We start from the raw sequence: 20343 nt of genomic DNA, 5'->3' as shown, positions 1-20343 counted from the left end.
GAGACGACCGAATGGACGCCCGTGCCCTGGCCGCCGGCCTGGAGGAATTCATCGCGCATGAGGTCGGCGACAAGGCGATCCCCTCGATCTCCTACGCCGTGGTCGACCGCGACGCGCTCCTCGCCACCGGCCATGTGGTGCGGCCGGATCTCGGCCACCGGCTGGACGGAAGCTCGTTGTTCCGCATCGGCTCCCTGACCAAGATGTTCACCGCGATCGGCATCATGCAGCTGGCCGAGAAGGGGTTGCTCGACATCGACGCCGACGTCTCGGCCTATATCCCCGGCTTCCATCCGGCGAACCCCTTCGCCGGGCGCGAAAGCGGCCCGCACGGCCCGCAGGTGTCGCTGCGCAAGCTGATGAGCCACACCGCCGGCCTGGTGCGCGAGCCGAAGGACGGCCACTACCTCGACGACCGGCGGCCGGGGCTGCAGGTGACGGTCGAGGGGCTGAAGACCTCGGTGCTGAAGGAGGATCCCAGCGCCGGGATCATGCACTACTCGAACGCCGGCATCGCCGTGGTCGGCTGGGTGCTGGAGCAGGTCAGCGGCCTGCGCTACGCCGATTACGTCGCCCGCCACATCTTCGCGCCGCTGGGCATGGCCGAGAGCAGCGCCGTCCTGGCGCCGGAGATGCGGGACCGGCTGGCCCCGGCCTGGATGTGGGATTTCGACCACGACTTCCCCGCGCCGGTCTTCGACCTCGGCGGGTCCCCGGCAGGCGCCATCTTCTCCACCGCGCCCGACATGGCGAAGTTCGCCAGCTGCATGCTGCGCGGCGGCTTCGCCCCGGATGGCCGCTCCGTCATTTCGCCCGCCAGCCTGCGGCAGATGTGGACGGTGGTCGGCCGGCGCCCGGCCGGCCACAGCAGCAGCCAGAAGGGCTACGGCCTGTGCTTCGGCGTCGGCGAGGTCGATGGCTGGCTGTCGGTCGGCCATGGCGGCGCGGTCTATGGCTATGCCACCCAGATGGCGGCGCTGCCCCATGCCGGGCTGGCGGCGCTGGTCTTCTCCACCCTCGATTTCAGCAACCAGATCGGCGACAGGATCGCGAAGCGGGCGCTGCAGCTCGCTTTGGCGTCGCGCCGGATGGGCCGGCCGCCGGCGCCGCCGGCGAAGCATCCGCCGCTGACCGCGGCGCACCTGACGGCGATGCCGGGCGTCTACCAGGCGGCCGACGGCAGCGAGAGCGTGGAACTGCGGCAGAAGGACGGCCGCCTGTACCTGATGGGCGAGGGCGTGCCGCTGGAGCTGAAATGGCGCGGCGGCGACGCCTTCACCATCGACGGCCGCATCTACGCGGAGGGGGCGGATTATCCGCATCTCGACCTGACCCTCCGGGCCGATGGGGTGCTGGGCTGGAAGGGCCAGGACTGGAGCCGGCGCAACACCATGGCTTCCGACGCGCCGGCCGAGCTGGCGCCGCATCTCGGGGTCTACGGCCCGGACTTCAACCCGACCTATCTGCTCTACGCCGACGGAAAGCTGAAATGCCTGATCGAGTATTTCTGCACCCATGACTGCGAGCAGCTGCCCGACGGCAGCTGGCGCATGCACGGAATCCTGTACGAGGGCGAGGCGCTGGAACTGGCGGCCCGGGACGAGGACGGCCGCACCGGCATCCGCGTCGGGCCGATGTTCCTGGTGCGCCATGCGGACGGACCGGCATAGCGACCGTCCATCGGTTCCCGGGACGCGGCTGCGGTGTTTCCTGATGCGGCGATCCGGCCGGTTGAGCGGGCGATGTCATCATCCGGTCATGACCGCCGTACTAAACCCCTGGGATGCATGACCCCAGGATCGACAGCGCCGCCCCGCCGGCGCCCGTGCAGCCGGCCGATCGGGGCCGGGGACGCACAGCCGCCGCGCCGCTGCTGGCGCTGGACTCCTATTCGGTCTCCTTCTCGCACGGCGGCGACCGGGTGCCGGTGGTGCATGGCATCGATCTCGCCATCGCGCGGGGCGAGGCGCTGGGCATCGTCGGCGAGTCGGGCTGCGGCAAGAGCGTCACCTGGCTCGCGGCCCTCCGGCTGCTCGGCAAGGATGTCGCCGTCTCGGGCCAGGTCCTGCTGGACGGCCGCGACCTGACGCGACTCTCCGAGCGCGAGATGTCGGCCGTCCGCGGCGGCCGGATCGGCCTCGTGTTCCAGGATCCCACCAGTTCGCTCAACCCGGTCTACCGCATCGGCGGCCAGATCTGCGAGGCGCTGCGCCTGCATCGCGGCCTGCGCGGCGCCGCCGCCCGGGCCGAGGCGCTACGGCTGCTCGACCGGGTCGGCATCGCCGATGCCGGGCGGCGGCTGCGGCAGTATCCGCACGAGCTGTCGGGCGGCATGAACCAGCGGGTGATGATCGCGATCGCCCTGGCCGGCGAGCCGGATGTGCTGGTGGCGGACGAGCCGACGACGGCGCTGGACGCGACCATCCAGGCGCAGATCCTCGACCTCATCCAGGACATCCGCCGCGACACCGGCATGGGGCTGGTGCTGATCTCCCACGATCTCGGCGTCGTCGCCGAGCTGTGCGACCGCATCGCCGTCATGTATGCCGGCCGCGTGGTCGAGACCGGGCCGACCGATGCGCTGCTCGCCCATCCGCGCCATCCCTACACGCGCGGGCTGCTGGCGGCGCTGCCGGACCTGGAAGGCCCGCGCACGCGGCTGACGCCGGTGCCCGGCACGGTGCCGTCGCCGCAGGCGATGCCGTCCGGCTGCGCCTTCGCGCCGCGCTGCGCTTCCGCCACGGCGCTGTGCCGCGCGATCGTGCCGCCGCTCACCGCGGCCGACGGCCCGCTGCACAGCGCCGCCTGCCTGCGGCTGGACGCCCCGGCTGCCGACACGACGGCCCACAGCTTGCCCGTGCTCGAAGGAATTCCGGCATGACCGCGCTGCTGTCGGTCGACCGGCTGGCCAAGCACTACCCGGTGGCCGGGGATCGCGCCGGCCGCATGCTGCACGCCGTGGACGGTGTCAGCTTCACGCTGGAGGCCGGCCGCACCCTGGGCATCGTCGGCGAATCCGGCTGCGGCAAGTCGACCACGGCCAAGCTGGTGCTGGGGCTGCTGCCCGCCACCGCCGGCCGCATCGCCTTCGCCGGCGCGCCGGTGACCGCGGTGCGCGACGCCCGGTGGCGCGCCCTGCGCCGGTCGATGCAGATGGTCTACCAGGACCCGATGGCCGCCCTGGACCGGCGCCTGACCGTCGGCGACCAGGTGGTCGAGCCGCTGGCGATCCATGGCCTGGAGGCCGGCGACGCCGCGCGGCGGGACCGCGCCCTGGCGCTGCTGGAGGCCGTGGGCCTGCGCGGCGACCTGTTCCACCGCTACCCGCACGAGCTGTCGGGCGGCCAGCGCCAGCGCGTCGTCCTGGCGCGGGCGCTGATCCTCGACCCGAAGCTGGTGGTCTGCGACGAGCCGGTCTCGGCGCTCGACGTGTCGGTGGCGGCCCAGGTGATCAACCTGCTGCAGGACCTGCAGGGCCGCTTCGGCATGGCCTATCTGTTCATCAGCCACGACCTCAAGGTGGTGCGCCAGATCGCCGACGAGGTCGCGGTGATGTATCTCGGCCGCATCGTCGAACAGGGCCGGCCGGACCAGCTGTTCCACGCGCCGGCCCATCCCTACACCGAGGCCCTGGTCTCCGCCGTGCCGACGCCGGGGCCGCGCCGGCGCGAACGCATCGTCCTGGCCGGCGATCCGCCGAACCCGGTGGACCGGCCGGCCGGCTGCGCCTTCCATCCCCGCTGCCCGCGCGCCCTGCCGCGATGCCGGGCGGAGGCGCCGGCCCTGCGCCCCGCGCCGGACGGCAGGCTGGTCGCCTGCCACCTGGTCCCGGCCGATGCCCGGGCCGCGGCCGCCTGACACCCGGTTTTCCTGCGCCCCAGTTTCTTGCGAGAGTGATGCTCATGACGCGTGACGAGAGGCCGACCGCCGACCAGGCGATCGTGGCGGTGTTCGACGGGCTACGGCCCGACATGGTGACTCCCGACCTGACTCCCAACCTGCTGCGGCTCGCCGCCCGGGGCACGTGGTTCCGCGAGGCGCGCAGCGTCTTCCCGTCGGTGACGCGCGTCGCCACCACCTCGATCGCGACTGGCGCCCCGCCGACGGTGCACGGCATCGTCGGCAACGCCTTCCATCATCCGGCCGCCCTGCCGGAGCGGGTGTTCGACACCGGCAGCGGCGAGCTGATCCGGCGCGTCGACGCCCATCACGACGGCCGGCTGGTCGATGTCGACACCTTCGGCGACCGCCTGGCCCGGGCCGGGCGTCGGCTGGCGGTGGTGCACACCGGATCGGCCGGCTCGTCCTACTTCATCAATCCGCGCGCCCGCCGCAACGGGCACTGGACCTTCTCGATCTCCGGGGCCGAGAGCACCCAGACGCCGGAGGCGGTGGCCGAGGTGGTGCAGCGCCTCGGGCCGCTGCCGGGGCGCGGCCTGCCGCGCCTCGACGAGCTGCGTTACGCCGGCCGGGTGATGGCGGAGCATGTGCTGCCGGTGCTGAGACCCGACGTGGCGCTGGTCTGGTTCAACGAACCCGACACCACCTACCACTACAAGGGCCTCGGCTCCCCCGAGGCGAAGGCCGGGCTGCGCGAGGCGGATGCCGCCTTCGGCGCCATCCTCGACTGGGTCGACGCCCAGCCCGATGCCGGGCGCATCGCCGTCATCGCCGCCTCCGACCATGGCCAGATCACGACCAGCGCGATCCACCCGCTGTTCGAGGAGGCCCGCCGGGTCGGCTTCGACATCGGCCTCAAGGACCAGCTGGGCGACGCCGCCTTCGTCGCCACTGGCGGCCGCAGCGGCGAGATCCGCGGGCTCCGCGGCGATCGTGCCGCCATCGACCGCATCGCCGCATGGCTGATGGACCAGCCCACGGTCGGCCATGTCTTCTCGCGCGGCGGCAACGGGATCGAAGGCGGGATCGCGGGCACCCTGTCGCTGTCCCTGCTGGGCAACGGCCATGACCGCCAGCCGGAGCTGATGTTCATCCTGCGCTCGGACCTGTCGGTCGACGCCTACGGCCTGCCGGGGCAGGGGATCATGACGCCGGGCGACGTGCCGCTGGGCGGCGGCATGCATGGCGGCATCAACCGGCACGAGCTCAACACCGTGCTCATCGTAGGGTCCGAGGCCGGGGAAGGCGGGCAGTCCGCAGCACCTGCCGGGATCATCGACATCGCGCCGACCGTGCTCGGCCTGCTCGGGGTGGACCCGGCCGGCACCATGCAGGGCCGCGACCTGACCCGGCCGGCGCGGGAAGCGCCCCGGATCCTCCGGCACGAGGCCGGCGCGGGCGGGTTCCGTCAGACCGTCGATGTCGTGGAGCAGGATGGCCGCCGCTTCATCCTGGGCGGCGAATAAGAGCGGGCAGACGGTTGCGGATTGGACTCACGCCAATCCGCAACCAGTGCCACGGCCCCGCGCCTTTGAAGGTATCGTCATCCCCGCGAAAGCGGGGATCTCGCTGCACTATGACCGGACAGAGATTCCCGCTTTCGCGGGAATGACGATGGGAAAAGAGAGAGCGATGAAGGAGTTGCTCCTTCATCGGCTCCTTGATGTCACACCTGGCCGAACGACAGATTGTCCGGCCGCAGATCCATGAAGTAGAAGGTCGTCGGCCGCCAGGCGATCGACTTCTTGATCGCGTAGGCCTCGCTCGGCTGGTACAGGATCGTGGCTGGCGCCTCGTCCTCCCAGATGTCGAGCATCTCGCCGAACAGCGCCTTGCGCTTGGCCGGATCGGTCTCGGCCTCGAGCGCCCGGCCGGCCTTGTTGAAGGCGTCGGCGGTGTTCCAGAAGCCCGACACCTGGATCTCGCCGCCCGGCCCCCAGGCGATCCACAGGGCGCCGAGCGGATCGGGCAGGCGGGTCGAGTTCGACCAGTTGAAGATCTGCGCGTCGGGGCCGCGCATGCCGGTGTCGTTCTCGACCACCTGCAGCGAGGCGTTGATGCCGACCGCCTTCCACTGCTCGATCAGGATCTGCGCCGCCTCGACCGCGTTGGTGTAGTAGTTGGCCCGGGTGCGGTAGACGATCGGCTCGCCCTTGTAGCCGGCCTCGGCCAGCAGCGCCTTGGCCCGGTCCGGGTCGAAGGGCAGCTTGCGGCCTTCGAGATACATCGGGCCGTATTCCGGGAAGTTGTGGCTGGCCGGCACCACCGCCGTGCCCTGCCACAGGGCGTCGACCAGCTGCTGCCGGTTGATCGAACAGGTCAGCGCCTGGCGGATGCGCTTGTCCGACAGCACCTTGTCCTTCTCGTTGAAGCACAGCACATGGACATTGGCCAGCACCACCGACCGCACGTCGATGTCCGGATAGTCGCCGACGACGCTCATCTGGTCGGGCGGGATGTTGGTGATCAGGTCGTAGTCGCCGGCGACCAGGCCGGCGACGCGGGCCGCCAGCTCCGGCACCCGCTTGAAGGTCACGCGCGCGGCGGTGGGCCGGGCCAGGAAATAGTCGTCGAAGGCCTCCAGCACGGTCGCGTCGGTGGCGTTGTGCGACACCACCTTGTAGGGGCCGGTCGCCACCGGCTTCCGGGAATAGGCATCGAAGCCCATCTCCTCATAAGCGCGCTTGTTGACGATCCAGGCGCACCAGGAGGCCAGGCGCTGCTCCAGCAGCACGTCGGGCGCCTTGGTGCGGAACCGCACGGTGTAGCGGTCGATCGGCTCCACCCCGGCGAGGATGCCGAAATACGGCCGGCCGCCGGGGATCTGGGCCTTCTCGCCCCACATCCGGCCGTCGCGGAAGGTGTAGGCGACGTCGTCCGAGGTCAGCTCGTCGCCATTGTGGAACTTCACGCCCTGCCGCAGGGTCACGATCAGCTCGGACGGCGACACCCGCTCCCATTTCGTGGCGAGATGCGGCTTGAGGGCCGCGCCGCCGCCGTCGGGCGCGCCCAGGAAGTCGCGGCGGATCAGCGTGTCGAAGATCGAATAGGTGACGCGCGTGCCGACATTCGACAGCTCGCGCGCCGGCTCCAGCGTCGGCGGCAGGTCGGCCACGGCGACCGTGAAGTTCGGGCGGGTGCCAGCGGCGGCGAAGCCGGACGAGGCTGCGCCGATCAGGAAGGGCATGGCGGCCGCTCCTTCCAGGACGCGACGGCGGGAGATCGTGATCAACTCTGGTCTCCTTCAAGATCGACCCGGACAGGTCCAGGCAAGAAAGCGGGAACGATCCGCCTCAGGGCGGCGGTGCGGCGGGCGGCTCGGCCCCGCGGGCGAGAAGGCGGGGGTCGTCGAGCAGGATCGCGTCGGGCGCGAGGATCCGCAGCCGGTCCAGCCCGTCGCGGTCGACGACGCCGACGGGGAAGGGGGGATACTCGGGCAGCGGCTCGGCGCGCGGCTGGCCGACCATGATGGTGAGGCGCAGGCCCTGGGCGCGCACGCCGGCGGACCGCTCGACGGTGGCGGCCCCCTGCCACAGCCGGAACCAGTCCGCGCCGGCGGTGCGGGCGGCGGGCGCGGAGTCGGGATCGGCAGCGAAGGCGAGGATGGCGATGTCGGGCGCCAGGGCCCGGGCCGCGGTCACCAGGCCGAGATCGCGCAGGCCGAGCAGCACCCGCGCCCCGGCGCCGGCCGCCGCCACGGTGCCCAGGATCGGCGGCAGGACGGCCGGGTCCGGCAGCTTGACGTCGAGCAGCAGGCCGAGCGGGTCGGAGGCGGCGATCGCTTCCGCCAGCGTCATCACCCCCGGCAGCAGCCGGCGCAGCGTCGCCAGGTCGAGCCCGGCGACGGTCCGGGGATCGCCGCACAGGCGCCGCAGGTCGGCGTCGTGGACGCAGACCAGGGCGCCGTCCCGCGTCAGGCGGAGATCGGTCTCGACCGCATCGGCGCCGGCCGCGGCGGCGGCGCGGAACGCCTGCGCGGTGTTCTCCGGCGCCAGCAGGGCGCCGCCGCGATGGGCGATGGCGAGGGGCCGGTCGCGGGCCGGCGACCATGAGAAAATCACGGCGTCACCTCCTGCCGAGGGTGGGGTCGAACCGGTCCCGCAGCCAGTCGCCGAACAGGCTGATGGCCAGGGTGGTGAGGAAGATGGCGATGCCGGGGAAGACGGCGATCCACCAGGCGTTCAGAAGATAGCGCCGCCCTTCGCCCAGCATCAGCCCGAGCGAGGTGCCGGGGGGCTGCACGCCGAGCCCGAGGAAGGAGAGCGAGGTCTCGAGCAGGATGGTGCCGGGGAAGTTCAGCGTCGCCTGCACCACCAGCGAGGCGGCGATGTTGGGCAGGAGATGGCGCAGGATCACCCGGCCCGACCGGGCCCCCAGCGCCTCGACCGCATTGATGTAGTCGCTCTTCTGCTCCGACACGACCAGGCCGCGCGCCAGGCGGGTGTAGCGGTCCCAGCCGTCGATGCTGACCAGGATGACGAACAGCACGAGGCTGTTGCCGAAGAAGGCCAGCATGGTGAGGGCGAGCAGCAGGGCAGGGACGGCGGCCTGGGCGTCGACCAGCATCATGATCAGCTGGTCGGCCAGCCCGCGGAACCGGGCCGCGACGAAGCCCAGCAGGGTGCCGACCACCGCCCCGATCAGCGTGCCCAGGACGGCGATCAGGATCGAGCTGCGGGTGGCGTAGATCAGCCGGCTGAAGACGTCCCGGCCGAGATGGTCGGTGCCGAGGAGATGGGTCATGCCGCCATCGGCCGACAGCGGCGGCCGGAAGCGCGCGACGAGGTTCTGGGTGGTGTAGTGCAGCGGCGCCAGCTGGTCGGCGAAGACCGCGACCAGGATCATCAGCACAAGGAAGCCGGCCGAGGCCATGATCACCGGCGACATGGCGAGGCCAGCACGCCGCTGCGGCACCGCGGGGTCGATGCTCGCGGTCATGCCGCGGCTCCGCGGGCCGACCGGAAGCCGCCGAGGCGCGGGTCGATCAGGATGTGGACCACATCAACCAGCAGGTTGGCGGAGACCATGATCAGGGTGATGGTCAGGATGCAGGCCTGCACCACCGGCAGGTCGCGCGTCGCCACCGCATCGACCAGAAGCCGGCCGAGCCCGGGCCAGGCGAAGATCGTCTCGGTCACCGCGCCGCCGGCCAGGATGCCGCCGATCTCGATGCCGAGGAACATGAGCAGCGGCACCGCCGCGTTCGGCAGCGCATGACGGACGACCAGGCCGAACGGCCGCACACCGCGCCCCTTCGCCGCCCGGATGAAGGGCTTGCCCAGGACCTCCAGCGTCGAGGTGCGGGCGAAGCGGGCCAGCCGCCCGGCCAGCGGCAGGCCGAGGGTCACCATCGGCAGCAGCAGGTGCAGCGGCGTCTCGGAGCCGGCCGAGGGCAGGACGCGCAGCTTCAGCGCGAACAGCAGGATCAGCAGGATGCCCAGGAAGAAGATCGGGATGGCGTAGCCGAACACGGCGGATGCCATGGCGATGCGGTCTACCGCGCTGTTGTGTTTCAGCGCCGCGACGATGCCGAGCGGCAGCCCCACCAGCAGCGCCAGGATCAGGGCCGACAGGCCCAGCAGCGCCGTCTTCGGCAGGGCGTCGACCACGGCGGTGAAGGCCGAGCGGTCATCGGCGAAGGAGATCCCGAAATCGCCCCGCGCCGCGCTGGCGAGATACAGCCCGTATTGCTCGACCAGCGGCCGGTCGAGGCCCCACAGCTCGCGGTAATAGGCGCGGACATCCGGCGGCGTGTCGATCGACAGCATGATGTCGGCCGGATCGCCGGCCAGCCGCAAGGCCAGGAAGACGCCGGAGACGCATAGAAACAACGTCAGAACAGCCCGTGCCGCGCGCACGGCCAGGAAACGCAACACCCGTCGATCCGCCTCTGCCCGGTGATGGAGACGGGAGATCTACAGGTCGTTGATGAAGGGTTGATGACAGGGCGGAAGACTCGAATTCCCGACGCGGATCGCGCCGGCTGTTCCAGCGCGCTTGATGACGCCGAGCCCGACGCCTTGCCCCGACGGCTCGTGGGGCTCAGGGCCCCTCTGCCACGCGACGGCATTCCTGGCGCAGCAGGGTCAGGAAGCGGCGCTGTACCCGGGTCGGCAGCCAGCCTGACCGGATGGTGGTTCCGACCATCCGCTGCGGCGACCCGAGGCGGATCGGCAGCATCACCAGGACGGCGCCCTTGACCTCGTGGCGGGCCTGCGAGTGCGCTAGCAGGGTCAGGCAGTCGCTCTCTGCCAGGATCGCGGTCATCATCGTCAGGGAACTGGTTTCGGCCACGATCCGCGGCCGCACGGGCAGGCGCGCGAACAGCTCCTCGACGAAGGCCCGGCGGGGCGTGTCGCGGGCGGGCGCCACCCAGGGAAAGCGGGCCAGGTCGGCCTCGCTCAGCACGGTTTCCTTCGCGAGCGGGTGCCCAGCGCGGGCAGCGACCACATGCGGATCGGCGAACAGGGGCCGTTCCACCACGTCGTCGCCCAGGCGCGGGTCGCGCAGGGCGCCAACCAGAATGTCCAGCTCCCCGCCGCGTAGCCTGGCCACCAGCGTCTCGTGCGGGGCCTCATCGAGCTCCACCCGCACCGCGGGATAGTCGCGCAACAGCAGGGCGACGGTGCGGGCCAGGACGGGCTTGGGTATCAGCGGCAGGCAGCCGGCCGACACCCGGCCGCCGGTGGCGTCGCGCTCGGCCTCCAGCTCGTCCAGCGCCTGGTCGATCTCGTACAGCGCCAGGCGAAGGCGGCCGGCGAACAGGGCGCCGGCCGGCGTGGCCGAAAACCCCTGCGGCGTGCGGCGATACAGCGGTGTCCCCACCGTCTTCTCCAGGTCGCGCGCCGCGCGGTGCAGGCTCGGCTCGGCCAGGCCCAGATCCTGGGCCGCCGCCCGGAACGACCCGCGGCGGACGATGGCGAGATGGGCGCGCACCTGCGGCGTCGAGAGGTTGCGCGAGACCAGCCGGGCATAGGACCGCGCCGTCTCGGCGCCCAGCTCCTGCACGCCGAGCTCGATCCGCCGCAGCATCCGTTCCACCCGCCGGTGCAGCAACCGGCCGGCGCGGGTCGGCTGGCTGCCGCCGGGACCGCGGTCGAGCAGGCGGACGCCGACCACGTCCTCCAGTCTGTGCAGGGCATGGGTCACGGCGGGCTGCGACAGGCCGGTCTCCTGCGCCGCCCCGCCGGCCGAACCGGCGCGGACCACGGCATCGAAGATCGTCAGCGGTCTCAGGGTGGGCTGGATCGACATTGCAGGTCCCGGAATTCTCTCCCAGAGACTTAGCCATAATCTATGCCTCACGTCGTCGTTTCTATGAATCCGGCCGGGCGGTTCGGGGCTAGCGTTCACTCCAGGGGCCGAGAGAGCGTCGCTATGGGAGGACGAGCTTGGACGTCGCCGACAGCCATACCCATGTGATTTCGCGCGATGTGGAGCGGTATCCGCACGCCCCGCTCGGCGGGCATCAGTCCGACTGGTCCCAGGCCCGTCCGGTCGACCATCATGGCCTGGTGGCGGCGATGGACGAGGCCGGCAGGGGGCCTCGACCGCCACCGCCTTCATCCCGCTTGTGGTCGAGCGGTTCGGGGCCGACCGCATCCTGTGGGGGTCGAACTTCCCGGCCGCCGAAGGGGACCTGGCCGTCCTGCTGGACGAGGCCAAGGCCGGCCTGGCCGTGCTGCCCGAGGCCGATCGCGCGGCGATCCTGGCGGGGTCGGCGCGCCGGCTCTATCCCGGGCTCGGGGCACCGCGCCATGGCTGATCCGGTTCGGCTGAAGACGGTGCTCGGCACCTATCCGCACACCGCGGCGCTGAAGTCCGGCGCCCTGTGCAGCGATGAGGTGGCACTGGACTTCGTCGAGGTCGAGCCGGTGCACAAGGCCTTCGCGCCGATGGTGCGCCGGGCGGAATACGATCTCAGCGAGCTCGCCATCGCCACGGCGCTGCAGGCCAAGGCCTATGGCCGGCCGGTAGTGCTGCTGCCGGCGGTGCGCGCCTGCAGCGCGGCTGCCTGATCTATCACCGGGCCCATGGCGTGGTGGCGCCGCAGGACCTGGTCGATGCCCGGATCGGCGTGCGCGCCTACACCCAGACCACGGGGCTGTGGGTGCGGGCCCATCTGGCCGAGGATTACGGCCTGCCGATCGAGCGGATGCGCTGGGTCACCAGCGACCCCGCCCATGTCGAGGAGTACGCCGACCCGCCGATCGTCGAGCATGTCTCGGGCGAGCGGAGCCTACCCGACATGCTGCGCGATGGCGGGCGATCTTGGCCCAGGGCACGGTCAAGGAGACGCTGGGCTCGGTCAACCTGCCGCTGGTCTGCGCCGGCCAGCTGGTCCTGCCCGGCGACCTGGTCGTGGCCGATGATGACGGCATCGTGGTGGTGCCACGGCTGCGGGCCGAGGCGGTGCTGCGGCTGAGCGAGGCGCGCGAGCGCAAGGAGGCGGAGACGCGGGCCCGGCTGAAGGCCGGCGAGCTCGGCCTCGACCTCTACGGCATGCGCGACCGGCTCCGCGCCAAGGGGCTGGTCTATGTCGAGGCCGGGGACGCCATGCCCTGACCGCGGCGGGGCTTTGACCTCGGGATCCCGATCAGCGGGCTATACAGGGCGCGCGTGTTTGGCTCACAAGGCTTCAGTCCATTCGAAGAGTGAGCGCACGACATGGCACGCCAGGACAGCGGACCGTCCGAACCCGATGCCGCCGGAAACACGCGCGACCGGATCAAGTCGGTCGCCGCCGAACTCTATGTCCTGAGAGGGCACGAAGGCTTCAGCTTCGGCGACATCGCTGCGTCGATCGGGACGACGCGGGCGAACATCCATCACCATTTCGGCAGCAAGCAGCAGCTGATGGGGGAGTTGATCGAGGACATCGCGTCGAATGCCGAAGCCCGCATCGAGCGGTACTGGATGGCGGGGGACGCGGCGTTTGCCGAACGGCTGTCGATGCAACTGGACGACCTCCGCCGCTACTACGAGCGGTTCAACAAGGGCGACCAGGACCGCAATGTCTGGAGCCCGCTGTCGCGGCTGCGCCATGACCTGCCGACCCTCGGCGACAAGGCGGTGGCGGCGCTGGAACGCGTCAACCGGACCTACGAGACCTGCCTGCGGCACGCCGTCGACCAGGCGGTCAAGGCGGGGCAGCTGCGCCCGGACGCCGATGCGGACGACATCGTGAGGGTGCTTCGCGTCACCCTCTTGTCCTGTCCGCCGATGACCCAGGATGCCGGCAGGTTCGAGGAGATCGACCTGCTGTTCCAGGCCCTTGGCCGCATGATCGGTGCCGGCGCACAGCGGCAGGGCCGATCGTCCCGAGGCGAGTAGTCGATGCAAGAGCCCGTTGACAGCTTTCGCGGCCTCGGATACTTACTTACAGGTAAGTCAGCGCTGATTGTTCAAGAGGCGCGCGAGGCCGGTCTGGGGAGGCAAGGCAAGTGTTGCGGGATCAAAGCTTCGCGGAATTCGAGGTCCGGCCGTTCACCGGCTCGCTGGGCGCCGAGATCATCGGCGTCGACCTGAGGACAGTCGCCGACGACATCTTCCAGGACGTCCTCCGCGCGCTGCACGAATACCATGTGCTGGCCGTCCGCGATCAGGACCTGGTGCCGGCGACATTCCAGCAGGTCGCCCGCCGCTTCGGCCCGTTCAGCGGCAACCCGGTGCACACCCCGATGCCGGGCTTCGACGACATCGTCAAGTTCGTGCGCGAACCCGACGACACCGGCAAGGTGATCGGCGAGGACTGGCACATGGACCTGGCCTGGCTGGCGCGGCCGCCGGGCGTCACCATGCTCTATGGCGAAGAGATCCCGCCGGTCGGGGGCGACACCTGCTTCACCAGTCTCGAACGCGCCTATCAGTCGTTGACGCCGCGGCTGGTCTCGATCCTCGAAGGCCTGACCGGCATCCACAGCGGCCGCGGCGTCTTCGCGATCAACGCGCTGCAGAAGCGGCTGGGCGTGACCAAGGACATCGAGGCGATCGAGAACGCCGCGGTGGAGCACCCGGTGATCTGCACCCACCCGGTGACGGGGCGGCGCTATGTCTTCGTCAGCAGCGTCCTGACCCACTTCAAGGGCATGACCGAGGAGGAAAGCCGGCCGCTGATCGACTTCCTGTTGGCCCGGGCGACGCGGCCGGAGTTCAACTGCCGGCTGCGGTGGGAGCCGCGGACGCTCGGCATGTGGAACAACCCGTTCGTGCTGCACACGGCGATCAACGACTATCCGGGATACCGCCGCGTGATGTATCGCACGACGGTCGAGGGCGCGGTGCCGGCGGCCGCCGTGGCCTGAGACGGACCGCGGCGCCGGACGACCGCCGCGCATTGCCAGGGCAGCCGCCGTTCGGGGTCATGAAGCGTCGGCCCCCAAGCCTGAAGACCATGACCCGGGAGGCAAAATGCAAACGCGGTTCAAGCGTCTGCGACAAGGTCTGACGGGAACGTTGCCGTTCGTCGCGCCCGTGCACGTCCTGGTGCTGGGCGTCATCGTGCTGCCCTCGCTGTTCGTCGTCTGGCTCAGCTTCCAGGCCTCGACCTTTGGTCAGGCGCCGACCTTCGTCGGCTTCGACAACTATGCCCGCATCCTGGGTGACGCCTATTTCTGGCGGTCGCTGCTGAACACCGTGATCGTCGTGGCGGTCGCGGTGCATGTCGAACTGCTGGCCGGCCTCGGCATCGCCCTGCTGTTCGCCAGCGGTCTGCCGGCGCGTCGCATCCTGCTGGTCGTGGTGCTTGCCCCCTATGCCATCAGCGAGGTGACGGCGGCGGCGATGTGGCGCTTCCTGTTCGACCCGGATGTCGGCCCGGTGACCCTCGCCATCCAGGCGCTGGGGCTGCCGTCGCTCGACTGGACCTTCATCCCGATACACGGGCTGACGCTGGTCGGGCTGCTGACCATCTGGCTGCACCTGCCCTTCACCTTCATCATCCTCTACGCCGCCCGGCTGGCGATCCCGAAGGACCTGTATGAGGCCGGCCGGACCGATGGCGCGTCGTCGTTCCAGCTGTTTCGCAACGTCACCCTGCCGCTGCTGGCGCCCGCCATCCTGATCGCGATGCTGTTCCGCTATATCTTCGCCTTCCGGCTGTTTTCCGAGATCTGGCTGATGACGCAGGGCGGGCCGGCGCGCACCACCGAGGCGGTGGCCGTCTACCTCTATCTCGAGGCCTTCCGCTACAACTCCTTCGGGACCGCCGCCGCCACCGCCTGGATCATGGTGCTGGTCTCGCTGCTGCTGGCGACGGTCTACATCCTGCGGCTGAAGCGGGGGATGGCGGCCGATGCGCGCTGACCGCCGCCTCATCGGCATCGGCAAGGCGGTCGCGGTCGCGGCGATCGTCCTGTGGTCGATCTTCCCGATCGCCTTCATCGTCCTGTCGTCGTTCAAGCCGGGCCGCGACATCTTCGCGGTGCCGCCGAAGCTCCTGTTCCAGCCGACGCTGGTTCACTACGCCAACCTGTGGGAGCGCTGGGGCAGCTTCTTCGACGGACTGGTCAACAGCCTGATCGTGACGGCGGGTTCGGCCGTGCTGGCCGTCGCCATCAGCTCACTGGCCGGCTTCGTGTATTCGCGGCAGAAGAGCCGGCTGCTCACCGGCTCGATCTTCTTCCTGATCGGGGTGCGGCTGATCCCACCGATCGTCGTCACCCTGCCGCTGTTCCCGATCGTCAACTGGCTCGGGCTGAACGACACGCATCTGGTGCTGATCCTGCTCTACACCAGCTTCTTCGTGTCGCTGGGCACGATCCTGATGCGCACCTTCATCGACCAGATCCCGCGCGAACTCGACGAAGCCGCCATCATCGACGGGGCCAGCCGGCTCACGGTCCTGCGCCGGATCATCCTGCCGCTGGCCGCGCCCGGCATGCTGGCGGTCGCCGTCTTCGTCGTGGTGTTCGCCTGGAACGAGTTCCTGTTCGCCTTCATCTTCACCGCGACCAAGGCCAAGACCGCGCCCTTCGTGCTGTCGGAGATGATCAGTTCGGTCGACGGGGTCGACTGGGGCGTGCTGTTCGCCGCCGCGACGGTTCAACTGCTGCCGGTTCTGGTGTTCGTGATGGTCATGAACCGGTTCCTGGTCGCCGGCCTGACGGCCGGCGCAACCAAGGGGTGATCGACACCCACCACAGGGGAGGACAAGCGTGACAATCAATCTGACAAGGCGGGGACTACTCGCCAGCACGATGGCCGGCGCCGCGACGATGGCGCTGGGCCGCGCCGCCCTGGGACAGACCAGGACGCTGAACGCGCTGTCGCACCTGGTGCACCAGAATGTGCTGACCAAGGGCAGCGCGGGCGACGTGATCGCCCCGTGGTGCAAGGCCGCGGGGGCGGAGATCACCTGGACCACGTTGGACAGCAATCCGCTGCAGGACCGGCTGTTCCGGGAGGCGAGCCTCGGCCGGACCACCTTCAATGTCGGCTTCGTCGTCGACAACCGCATGACGCCGCAGATCGCCGGGCTGTTCGAACCCCTCGACGGCTACCAGGCGTCCGACCCGATCGAGGATATCGACGACATCGCCCCGGGCCTGCGCCGCGCCATGACTGTCGGCGGCAAGACCGTCGGCATTCCGGTGCGCCACGCCACCCAGGCGCTGTTCTACAACGAGGCCCTGCTGGAGGAGGCCGGCATCGCCGCGCCGCCCACGACGGTCGAGGAACTGGTCGAGCAGGCGAAGAAACTGACCTTCACCTCCGCCGCCGGGACGCCGGTGACCGGGATGATCCTGGCCAGCGACCTCGCCGTCTTTCCGGTGATGTTCGCCCGGGCTTTCGGCGGCGACTTCATCGGTGCGGACTTCAGGGTGGTCCCGAACCGGGAGGCGATGGAAAAGGGCCTGAGCGTGCTGGCCGACCTGTTCCAGGCCCGCGCGCTGCCCCGCAGCTACGCCAACACCCGCAACGACGACATGGTGACCTGGCTGCAGCAGGGCCGGGCCGCGTTCGGCGTGCTGCCCTTCGCCCGGTTCGCGCAGCTGAACAACCCCGAGCAGTCCTCGGTCCCGGGCAAGATCAAGGCGGTTGAGTTTCCCGGCTCGGCGACACTTCCCGCCGGCAGCACCATGGCCGCGGTGGTGGAATCCTGGGCCATGGTGATCCCGGCCAATTCGGCCGACAAGGACCTGTCCTGGAGCTTCATCAAGGCCGTCTCCAGCAAGGCGGTCACGCTGGGTGCGGCGCGCAACGGCAACGGCCCGGTCCGCGTCTCGACCTATGCCGACGCCGATTTCGCGGCGGCGCAGCCGCTGGCCAGGATCGAATCCGCCGCGCTGGCCAAGGCGCGCCCGGCCTTTCCGGCCTTCCCCGAGGCGGTGCGGGCGCAGGCGACGTTCCTCGAGGAGGTCCAGCTTGCGGTGCTCGGCCGCAAGACACCGCAGGAGGCGGTTGCGGCGATCGTGGAGAGAGTCACGCCACTGATGCCGGCCTGATCGAGCCCGGCGCCGACGGCTCGAGCAGAGCGCCAGACCCCGCAGCATCGGCTCGGTCGACCTGTGCCGCGGTATTGGTCGATCTCTCCCTCGGGCCGATCCCCAAAGCCGCACTCGCACGATAGGCTTGTCTGCAAGGCTCACGAATGACGTGGGTGTCGGTCGACCGACGTGAGGTCCGCTTCCCGTCGCTGCCCGGCCGGAACAGGACATGCGGCAGAATGGATCGGCTTCCCACCTCGATGCTCTTGGAGTCCCCGCTCGCGCACCTGAACCTGGTCGGCGTCGCCGGGATCATCGTGTGGCACCTGATCCCGGGACAGCGATCGAACACCCGGCTCGTGGTGCAGATCGCGTTTTTCGCGGTGATGACCGCGATTCTCGTCCGCAGCAACCTGTCTCCATCGATCTCCGAGGGGCGCCCCACCGAGTATGACGGTGCCTTGCTCGTCGTCTCCGCGCGGCTCCTGTGGTGGACGCATCTGGCCTGGGCCCTCATCGGATTCGTGCGCATCTACCTCGTCCTCGAGAGCCGCCCTCACGAGGCGCGCCTGCTCCAGGATCTTGTCGTTGGAACCGTCTATCTCGGCGTGGCCCTGTCGGTCCTCGCCTTTGTCTTCGGCATTCCGATCGGCACTCTGGTCGCGACGTCGGGCGTCATCGCCATCATTCTCGGCCTTGCCCTTCAGAACACGCTCAGCGACGTGTTTTCGGGCGTCGCCATGACGCTTGGCCGGGCTTTCGCGATCGGCGATTGGATCGTTCTCACCGACGGGACCGAGGGGAGGGTGGTCGAGAGCACCTGGCGCGCGACCCATCTCTTGAGCGGCTCGAGCAACATGGTCGTGCTGCCGAACAGCCTTCTGGCCCGGCTGGGTGTGACCAATGTCAGCCGGCCCGACGAGTCGCATCTGGTGTCGCTGACCGTGCGTCTCGCCCCGACGCGGATGCCGGCATCCATCATGGAGGTGATGCATCTCGCCCTCCTCAGCGCCGATGCCACCGTCAAGGACCCGCCGCCGTCGGTCGCCTTGAGGGGCCTGGATGCGGCGGCGCTGGAGATGGAGCTGCAGTTCCGGGTCGCCAGCCCGGCGAAGCGGACGCAGGCTCGGAACGAGGTCTTCGATCTCGTCTACCGCCATTGCAAGGCGGCGGGGCTGCTGCTGGCGCTGCCGCCGGACGCCTTGATTGCCGCCACGGACCTGCCCACCGAGGAGACGGCGCGTCCGCCCCATGTGTCCCCCATGGCCCTGATCGAGGCGATGCCGATCTTCGCGGCCCTGACGCCCGAGGAGAAGCAGGCCCTCGCCGACGCGACCTCCACGCGGGAGTATCGCAGGGGCGATGTCATCGTCCGCGAGGGCGGCACGCTGTCCGCGCTGATGATCCTCCGCGCCGGCGTCGTCGTCATGCATCGCGGCGGGGAAGAGGCCGGCCGGCTGGCTCCCGGCGACTTCTTCGGCGAGACCGGGCTGCTGGCGGGCATGGGAGAGGTCTGCACGCTGGAGGCCATGACGCGCGTCGTGGTCTACGAGGTCGATCAGGGCGCATTCGAGCCCCTGATCCACAACCGCCCGGCCCTGGCCGAGGATCTGGCCCTGAGCCTCTCCGCGCGGGCGCTGAAAGCCCAGGCGAAGGCGGCCCACGGGCCGAAGCATGACCGCAGCCCGCACTTCTTCCTGGGGGCCATCCAGACCGTGTTCCGGAGACGGCCGGTGGGCTGACAGGGATGGCCGAACCGTCGTTTGATTAAGGATAAATAATATCCTCAATTATCGTTGCGATCCCTATTAAGGACTGTTAGGGTCCGAATTATGGTTCACCTGACCGCAATCGCCTCACCGAACCGGGATTGGCCATGAACACGGTCGTCGCAACCGAGCGCCCCCTGGTGCTGATCGTCGATGACGACGAAGCCGTGCGCTTCGCACTGCAGGAGCTCATGCTTTCGGTCGGGCTCGATGCCGCCGGGTTCGCATCGGCGCGCGAGCTGCTGGACGCGACGCTGCCGGACCGTTCGGGATGCCTGGTCCTCGACGTGCGCCTGCCCGGGACGAGCGGGCTCGATCTGCAGCAGCATCTCGCATCCAACGGCAAGGACAAGCCGATCGTCTTCCTGACCGGCCACGGCGATATCCCGATGACGGTCCAGGCGATGAAGGCCGGCGCCATCGATTTCCTGACCAAGCCGGTGCGCGACCAGACCTTGCTGGACGCCGTCACGATCGGCATCGAGCGCGATGTCGCCCAGCGTGCCAAGGCCCGGGTCGCCCGGCTGCATGGCGACCGCTACAAGACCCTGACCCGGCGTGAGCGGCAGGTGATGTGCGCCGTGGCGCTGGGGCGCTTCAACAAGCAGGTCGCGTTTGACCTCGGCATCAGCGAGGTCACCGTCAAGCTTCATCGCAGCAATACGATGAGGAAGATGAACGCCACATCCGTCGGTGAGCTCATTCGCGCGTGGGAGGCCCTTCCGCCGGACCTTCGCGAGGAGGAGCCGACCTAAACCACGGGATAGTTACGGGTGGGCCGCGGATGGCGCGACATGGGGGCACAGCCGCATCAATGAAGGCCATCCGCTTGTCCAAGGTGCCCGTGATCGCGATCGTCGACGATGACGAAGCCATGCGCGACGCGTTGTCGGAGCTTCTCCAGGTGATGGGGTTTTCCTGCAGCGCCTTCGACGGTGCGGCGGCCTTCCTCGCGCACCACGCACCCGGACGGTTCGACTGCCTCATCACCGACGTGCGGATGCCGGGGATGGACGGGATCGATCTGCATCGCCGGCTGCGCGCCCTCGGTTCGACCCTGCCCGTGGTCATCATCACCTCCGCGCCCGATCCGGCAACGCGGGCGCGGGCGCTGGACGGCGGCGCCTGCGCCTACCTGGCCAAACCGGTGGACGACAGCGCGCTTCTCGACCACCTCAGGTCGGTGCTGGGCCACGACGACGGACGCGACGAACAGCTCGACGAAGAAGACTTACCCGGAGGCTGAT

General features: G+C 69.9%; 20 protein-coding genes. 15 read left to right on the top strand and 5 right to left on the bottom strand.

What is annotated here, in order from left to right; all coding sequences use genetic code 11:
- The first annotated feature begins 11 nt into the window (after nt 1-11).
- The 4 genes from E9232_RS04540 (at nt 12) to E9232_RS04525 (ending at nt 5366) form a co-directional block, all read left to right on the top strand.
- Nucleotides 12-1670, top strand: coding sequence for a serine hydrolase domain-containing protein (locus E9232_RS04540; RefSeq protein WP_309792405.1), 1659 nt, complete (start codon nt 12-14; stop codon nt 1668-1670).
- Between the two features lie 113 nt (nt 1671-1783).
- Entirely contained in the window at nt 1784-2881 is a 1098-nt protein-coding gene (locus E9232_RS04535; RefSeq protein ID WP_309792404.1) for an ABC transporter ATP-binding protein, read from the top strand.
- Nucleotides 2878-3858 (top strand): ABC transporter ATP-binding protein, encoded by a 981-nt coding sequence (locus E9232_RS04530; RefSeq protein ID WP_309792403.1) that lies wholly within the window; start codon nt 2878-2880, stop codon nt 3856-3858. Before E9232_RS04535 ends, E9232_RS04530 begins: the two co-directional genes overlap by 4 nt.
- A gap of 44 nt (nt 3859-3902) precedes the next feature.
- Entirely contained in the window at nt 3903-5366 is a 1464-nt protein-coding gene (locus tag E9232_RS04525; RefSeq protein WP_309792402.1) for an alkaline phosphatase family protein, read from the top strand.
- Between the two features lie 200 nt (nt 5367-5566).
- On the opposite strand, the gene E9232_RS04520 is transcribed toward E9232_RS04525, so the two are convergent.
- The 5 genes from E9232_RS04520 to E9232_RS04500 form a co-directional block, all read right to left on the bottom strand.
- Nucleotides 5567-7087 (bottom strand): ABC transporter substrate-binding protein, encoded by a 1521-nt coding sequence (locus E9232_RS04520; RefSeq protein WP_309792401.1) that lies wholly within the window; start codon nt 7085-7087, stop codon nt 5567-5569.
- A gap of 106 nt (nt 7088-7193) precedes the next feature.
- Nucleotides 7194-7961 carry a glycerophosphodiester phosphodiesterase gene (locus E9232_RS04515; protein WP_309792400.1) on the bottom strand — a complete coding sequence of 256 codons (768 nt, stop codon included), beginning with the start codon at nt 7959-7961 and terminating at the stop codon, nt 7194-7196.
- 4 nt (nt 7962-7965) lie between these two features.
- On the bottom strand, nt 7966-8838 hold the full coding sequence (locus tag E9232_RS04510) for an ABC transporter permease (protein WP_309792399.1): 873 nt from the start codon (nt 8836-8838) through the stop codon (nt 7966-7968).
- Nucleotides 8835-9776, bottom strand: a complete 942-nt coding sequence (locus E9232_RS04505) for an ABC transporter permease (protein ID WP_309792398.1) — start codon at nt 9774-9776, stop codon at nt 8835-8837. Before E9232_RS04505 ends, E9232_RS04510 begins: the two co-directional genes overlap by 4 nt.
- A 166-nt stretch (nt 9777-9942) precedes the next feature.
- Nucleotides 9943-11154, bottom strand: coding sequence for a LysR family transcriptional regulator (locus tag E9232_RS04500; protein ID WP_309792397.1), 1212 nt, complete (start codon nt 11152-11154; stop codon nt 9943-9945).
- A 67-nt stretch (nt 11155-11221) separates the two neighbouring features.
- Here E9232_RS04500 and E9232_RS04495 point away from each other — a divergent pair, with 67 nt between their 5' ends.
- From E9232_RS04495 to E9232_RS04445, 11 genes are all read left to right on the top strand, one after another.
- Nucleotides 11222-11665 (top strand): amidohydrolase family protein, encoded by a 444-nt coding sequence (locus E9232_RS04495; RefSeq protein WP_309793148.1) that lies wholly within the window; start codon nt 11222-11224, stop codon nt 11663-11665.
- Nucleotides 11658-11918, top strand: coding sequence for a hypothetical protein (locus E9232_RS04490; RefSeq protein WP_309792395.1), 261 nt, complete (start codon nt 11658-11660; stop codon nt 11916-11918). The genes E9232_RS04495 and E9232_RS04490 overlap by 8 nt, the downstream gene beginning before the upstream one ends.
- Before the next feature lie 253 nt (nt 11919-12171).
- On the top strand, nt 12172-12465 hold the full coding sequence (locus E9232_RS04485) for an RraA family protein (RefSeq protein WP_309792394.1): 294 nt from the start codon (nt 12172-12174) through the stop codon (nt 12463-12465).
- Nucleotides 12466-12567: 102 nt separating this feature from the next.
- Entirely contained in the window at nt 12568-13233 is a 666-nt protein-coding gene (locus E9232_RS04480; protein ID WP_309792393.1) for a TetR/AcrR family transcriptional regulator, read from the top strand.
- 110 nt (nt 13234-13343) lie between these two features.
- Entirely contained in the window at nt 13344-14204 is an 861-nt protein-coding gene (locus tag E9232_RS04475; protein ID WP_309792392.1) for a TauD/TfdA dioxygenase family protein, read from the top strand.
- A gap of 106 nt (nt 14205-14310) precedes the next feature.
- A complete protein-coding gene (locus tag E9232_RS04470; RefSeq protein WP_309792391.1) occupies nt 14311-15204 on the top strand; it encodes a carbohydrate ABC transporter permease in 894 nt (297 codons plus the stop codon).
- Nucleotides 15194-16027: a carbohydrate ABC transporter permease gene (locus E9232_RS04465; RefSeq protein ID WP_309792390.1), complete on the top strand. Its 834-nt coding sequence runs from the start codon at nt 15194-15196 to the stop codon at nt 16025-16027. Before E9232_RS04470 ends, E9232_RS04465 begins: the two co-directional genes overlap by 11 nt.
- Before the next feature lie 28 nt (nt 16028-16055).
- Nucleotides 16056-17345: an ABC transporter substrate-binding protein gene (locus tag E9232_RS04460; RefSeq protein ID WP_309792389.1), complete on the top strand. Its 1290-nt coding sequence runs from the start codon at nt 16056-16058 to the stop codon at nt 17343-17345.
- Between the two features lie 221 nt (nt 17346-17566).
- Nucleotides 17567-19069: a cyclic nucleotide-binding domain-containing protein gene (locus E9232_RS04455; RefSeq protein WP_309792388.1), complete on the top strand. Its 1503-nt coding sequence runs from the start codon at nt 17567-17569 to the stop codon at nt 19067-19069.
- A gap of 134 nt (nt 19070-19203) precedes the next feature.
- A complete protein-coding gene (locus E9232_RS04450) occupies nt 19204-19851 on the top strand; it encodes a response regulator transcription factor (RefSeq protein ID WP_309792387.1) in 648 nt (215 codons plus the stop codon).
- 59 nt (nt 19852-19910) lie between these two features.
- A complete protein-coding gene (locus E9232_RS04445; protein ID WP_309792386.1) occupies nt 19911-20342 on the top strand; it encodes a response regulator transcription factor in 432 nt (143 codons plus the stop codon).
- The last annotated feature ends 1 nt before the right edge of the window (nt 20343 follow it).

The sequence above is a fragment of the Inquilinus ginsengisoli genome, assembly GCF_031453975.1.
GTDB lineage: Bacteria > Pseudomonadota > Alphaproteobacteria > DSM-16000 > Inquilinaceae > Inquilinus > Inquilinus ginsengisoli_A.
This window is presented reverse-complemented; position numbering and strand designations above follow the sequence as displayed.

Coding starts and splice junctions, on each gene's coding strand:
- E9232_RS04520 (WP_309792401.1), bottom strand. CDS start 7,087: ATGCCCTTCCTGATCGGCGCAGCCTCGTCCGGCTTCGCCGCCGCTGGC.
- E9232_RS04540 (WP_309792405.1), top strand. CDS start 12: ATGGACGCCCGTGCCCTGGCCGCCGGCCTGGAGGAATTCATCGCGCAT.
- E9232_RS04510 (WP_309792399.1), bottom strand. CDS start 8,838: ATGACCGCGAGCATCGACCCCGCGGTGCCGCAGCGGCGTGCTGGCCTC.
- E9232_RS04535 (WP_309792404.1), top strand. CDS start 1,784: ATGCATGACCCCAGGATCGACAGCGCCGCCCCGCCGGCGCCCGTGCAG.
- E9232_RS04465 (WP_309792390.1), top strand. CDS start 15,194: ATGCGCGCTGACCGCCGCCTCATCGGCATCGGCAAGGCGGTCGCGGTC.
- E9232_RS04490 (WP_309792395.1), top strand. CDS start 11,658: ATGGCTGATCCGGTTCGGCTGAAGACGGTGCTCGGCACCTATCCGCAC.
- E9232_RS04530 (WP_309792403.1), top strand. CDS start 2,878: ATGACCGCGCTGCTGTCGGTCGACCGGCTGGCCAAGCACTACCCGGTG.
- E9232_RS04500 (WP_309792397.1), bottom strand. CDS start 11,154: ATGTCGATCCAGCCCACCCTGAGACCGCTGACGATCTTCGATGCCGTG.
- E9232_RS04470 (WP_309792391.1), top strand. CDS start 14,311: ATGCAAACGCGGTTCAAGCGTCTGCGACAAGGTCTGACGGGAACGTTG.
- E9232_RS04445 (WP_309792386.1), top strand. CDS start 19,911: ATGAAGGCCATCCGCTTGTCCAAGGTGCCCGTGATCGCGATCGTCGAC.
- E9232_RS04450 (WP_309792387.1), top strand. CDS start 19,204: ATGAACACGGTCGTCGCAACCGAGCGCCCCCTGGTGCTGATCGTCGAT.
- E9232_RS04480 (WP_309792393.1), top strand. CDS start 12,568: ATGGCACGCCAGGACAGCGGACCGTCCGAACCCGATGCCGCCGGAAAC.
- E9232_RS04455 (WP_309792388.1), top strand. CDS start 17,567: ATGGATCGGCTTCCCACCTCGATGCTCTTGGAGTCCCCGCTCGCGCAC.
- E9232_RS04525 (WP_309792402.1), top strand. CDS start 3,903: ATGACGCGTGACGAGAGGCCGACCGCCGACCAGGCGATCGTGGCGGTG.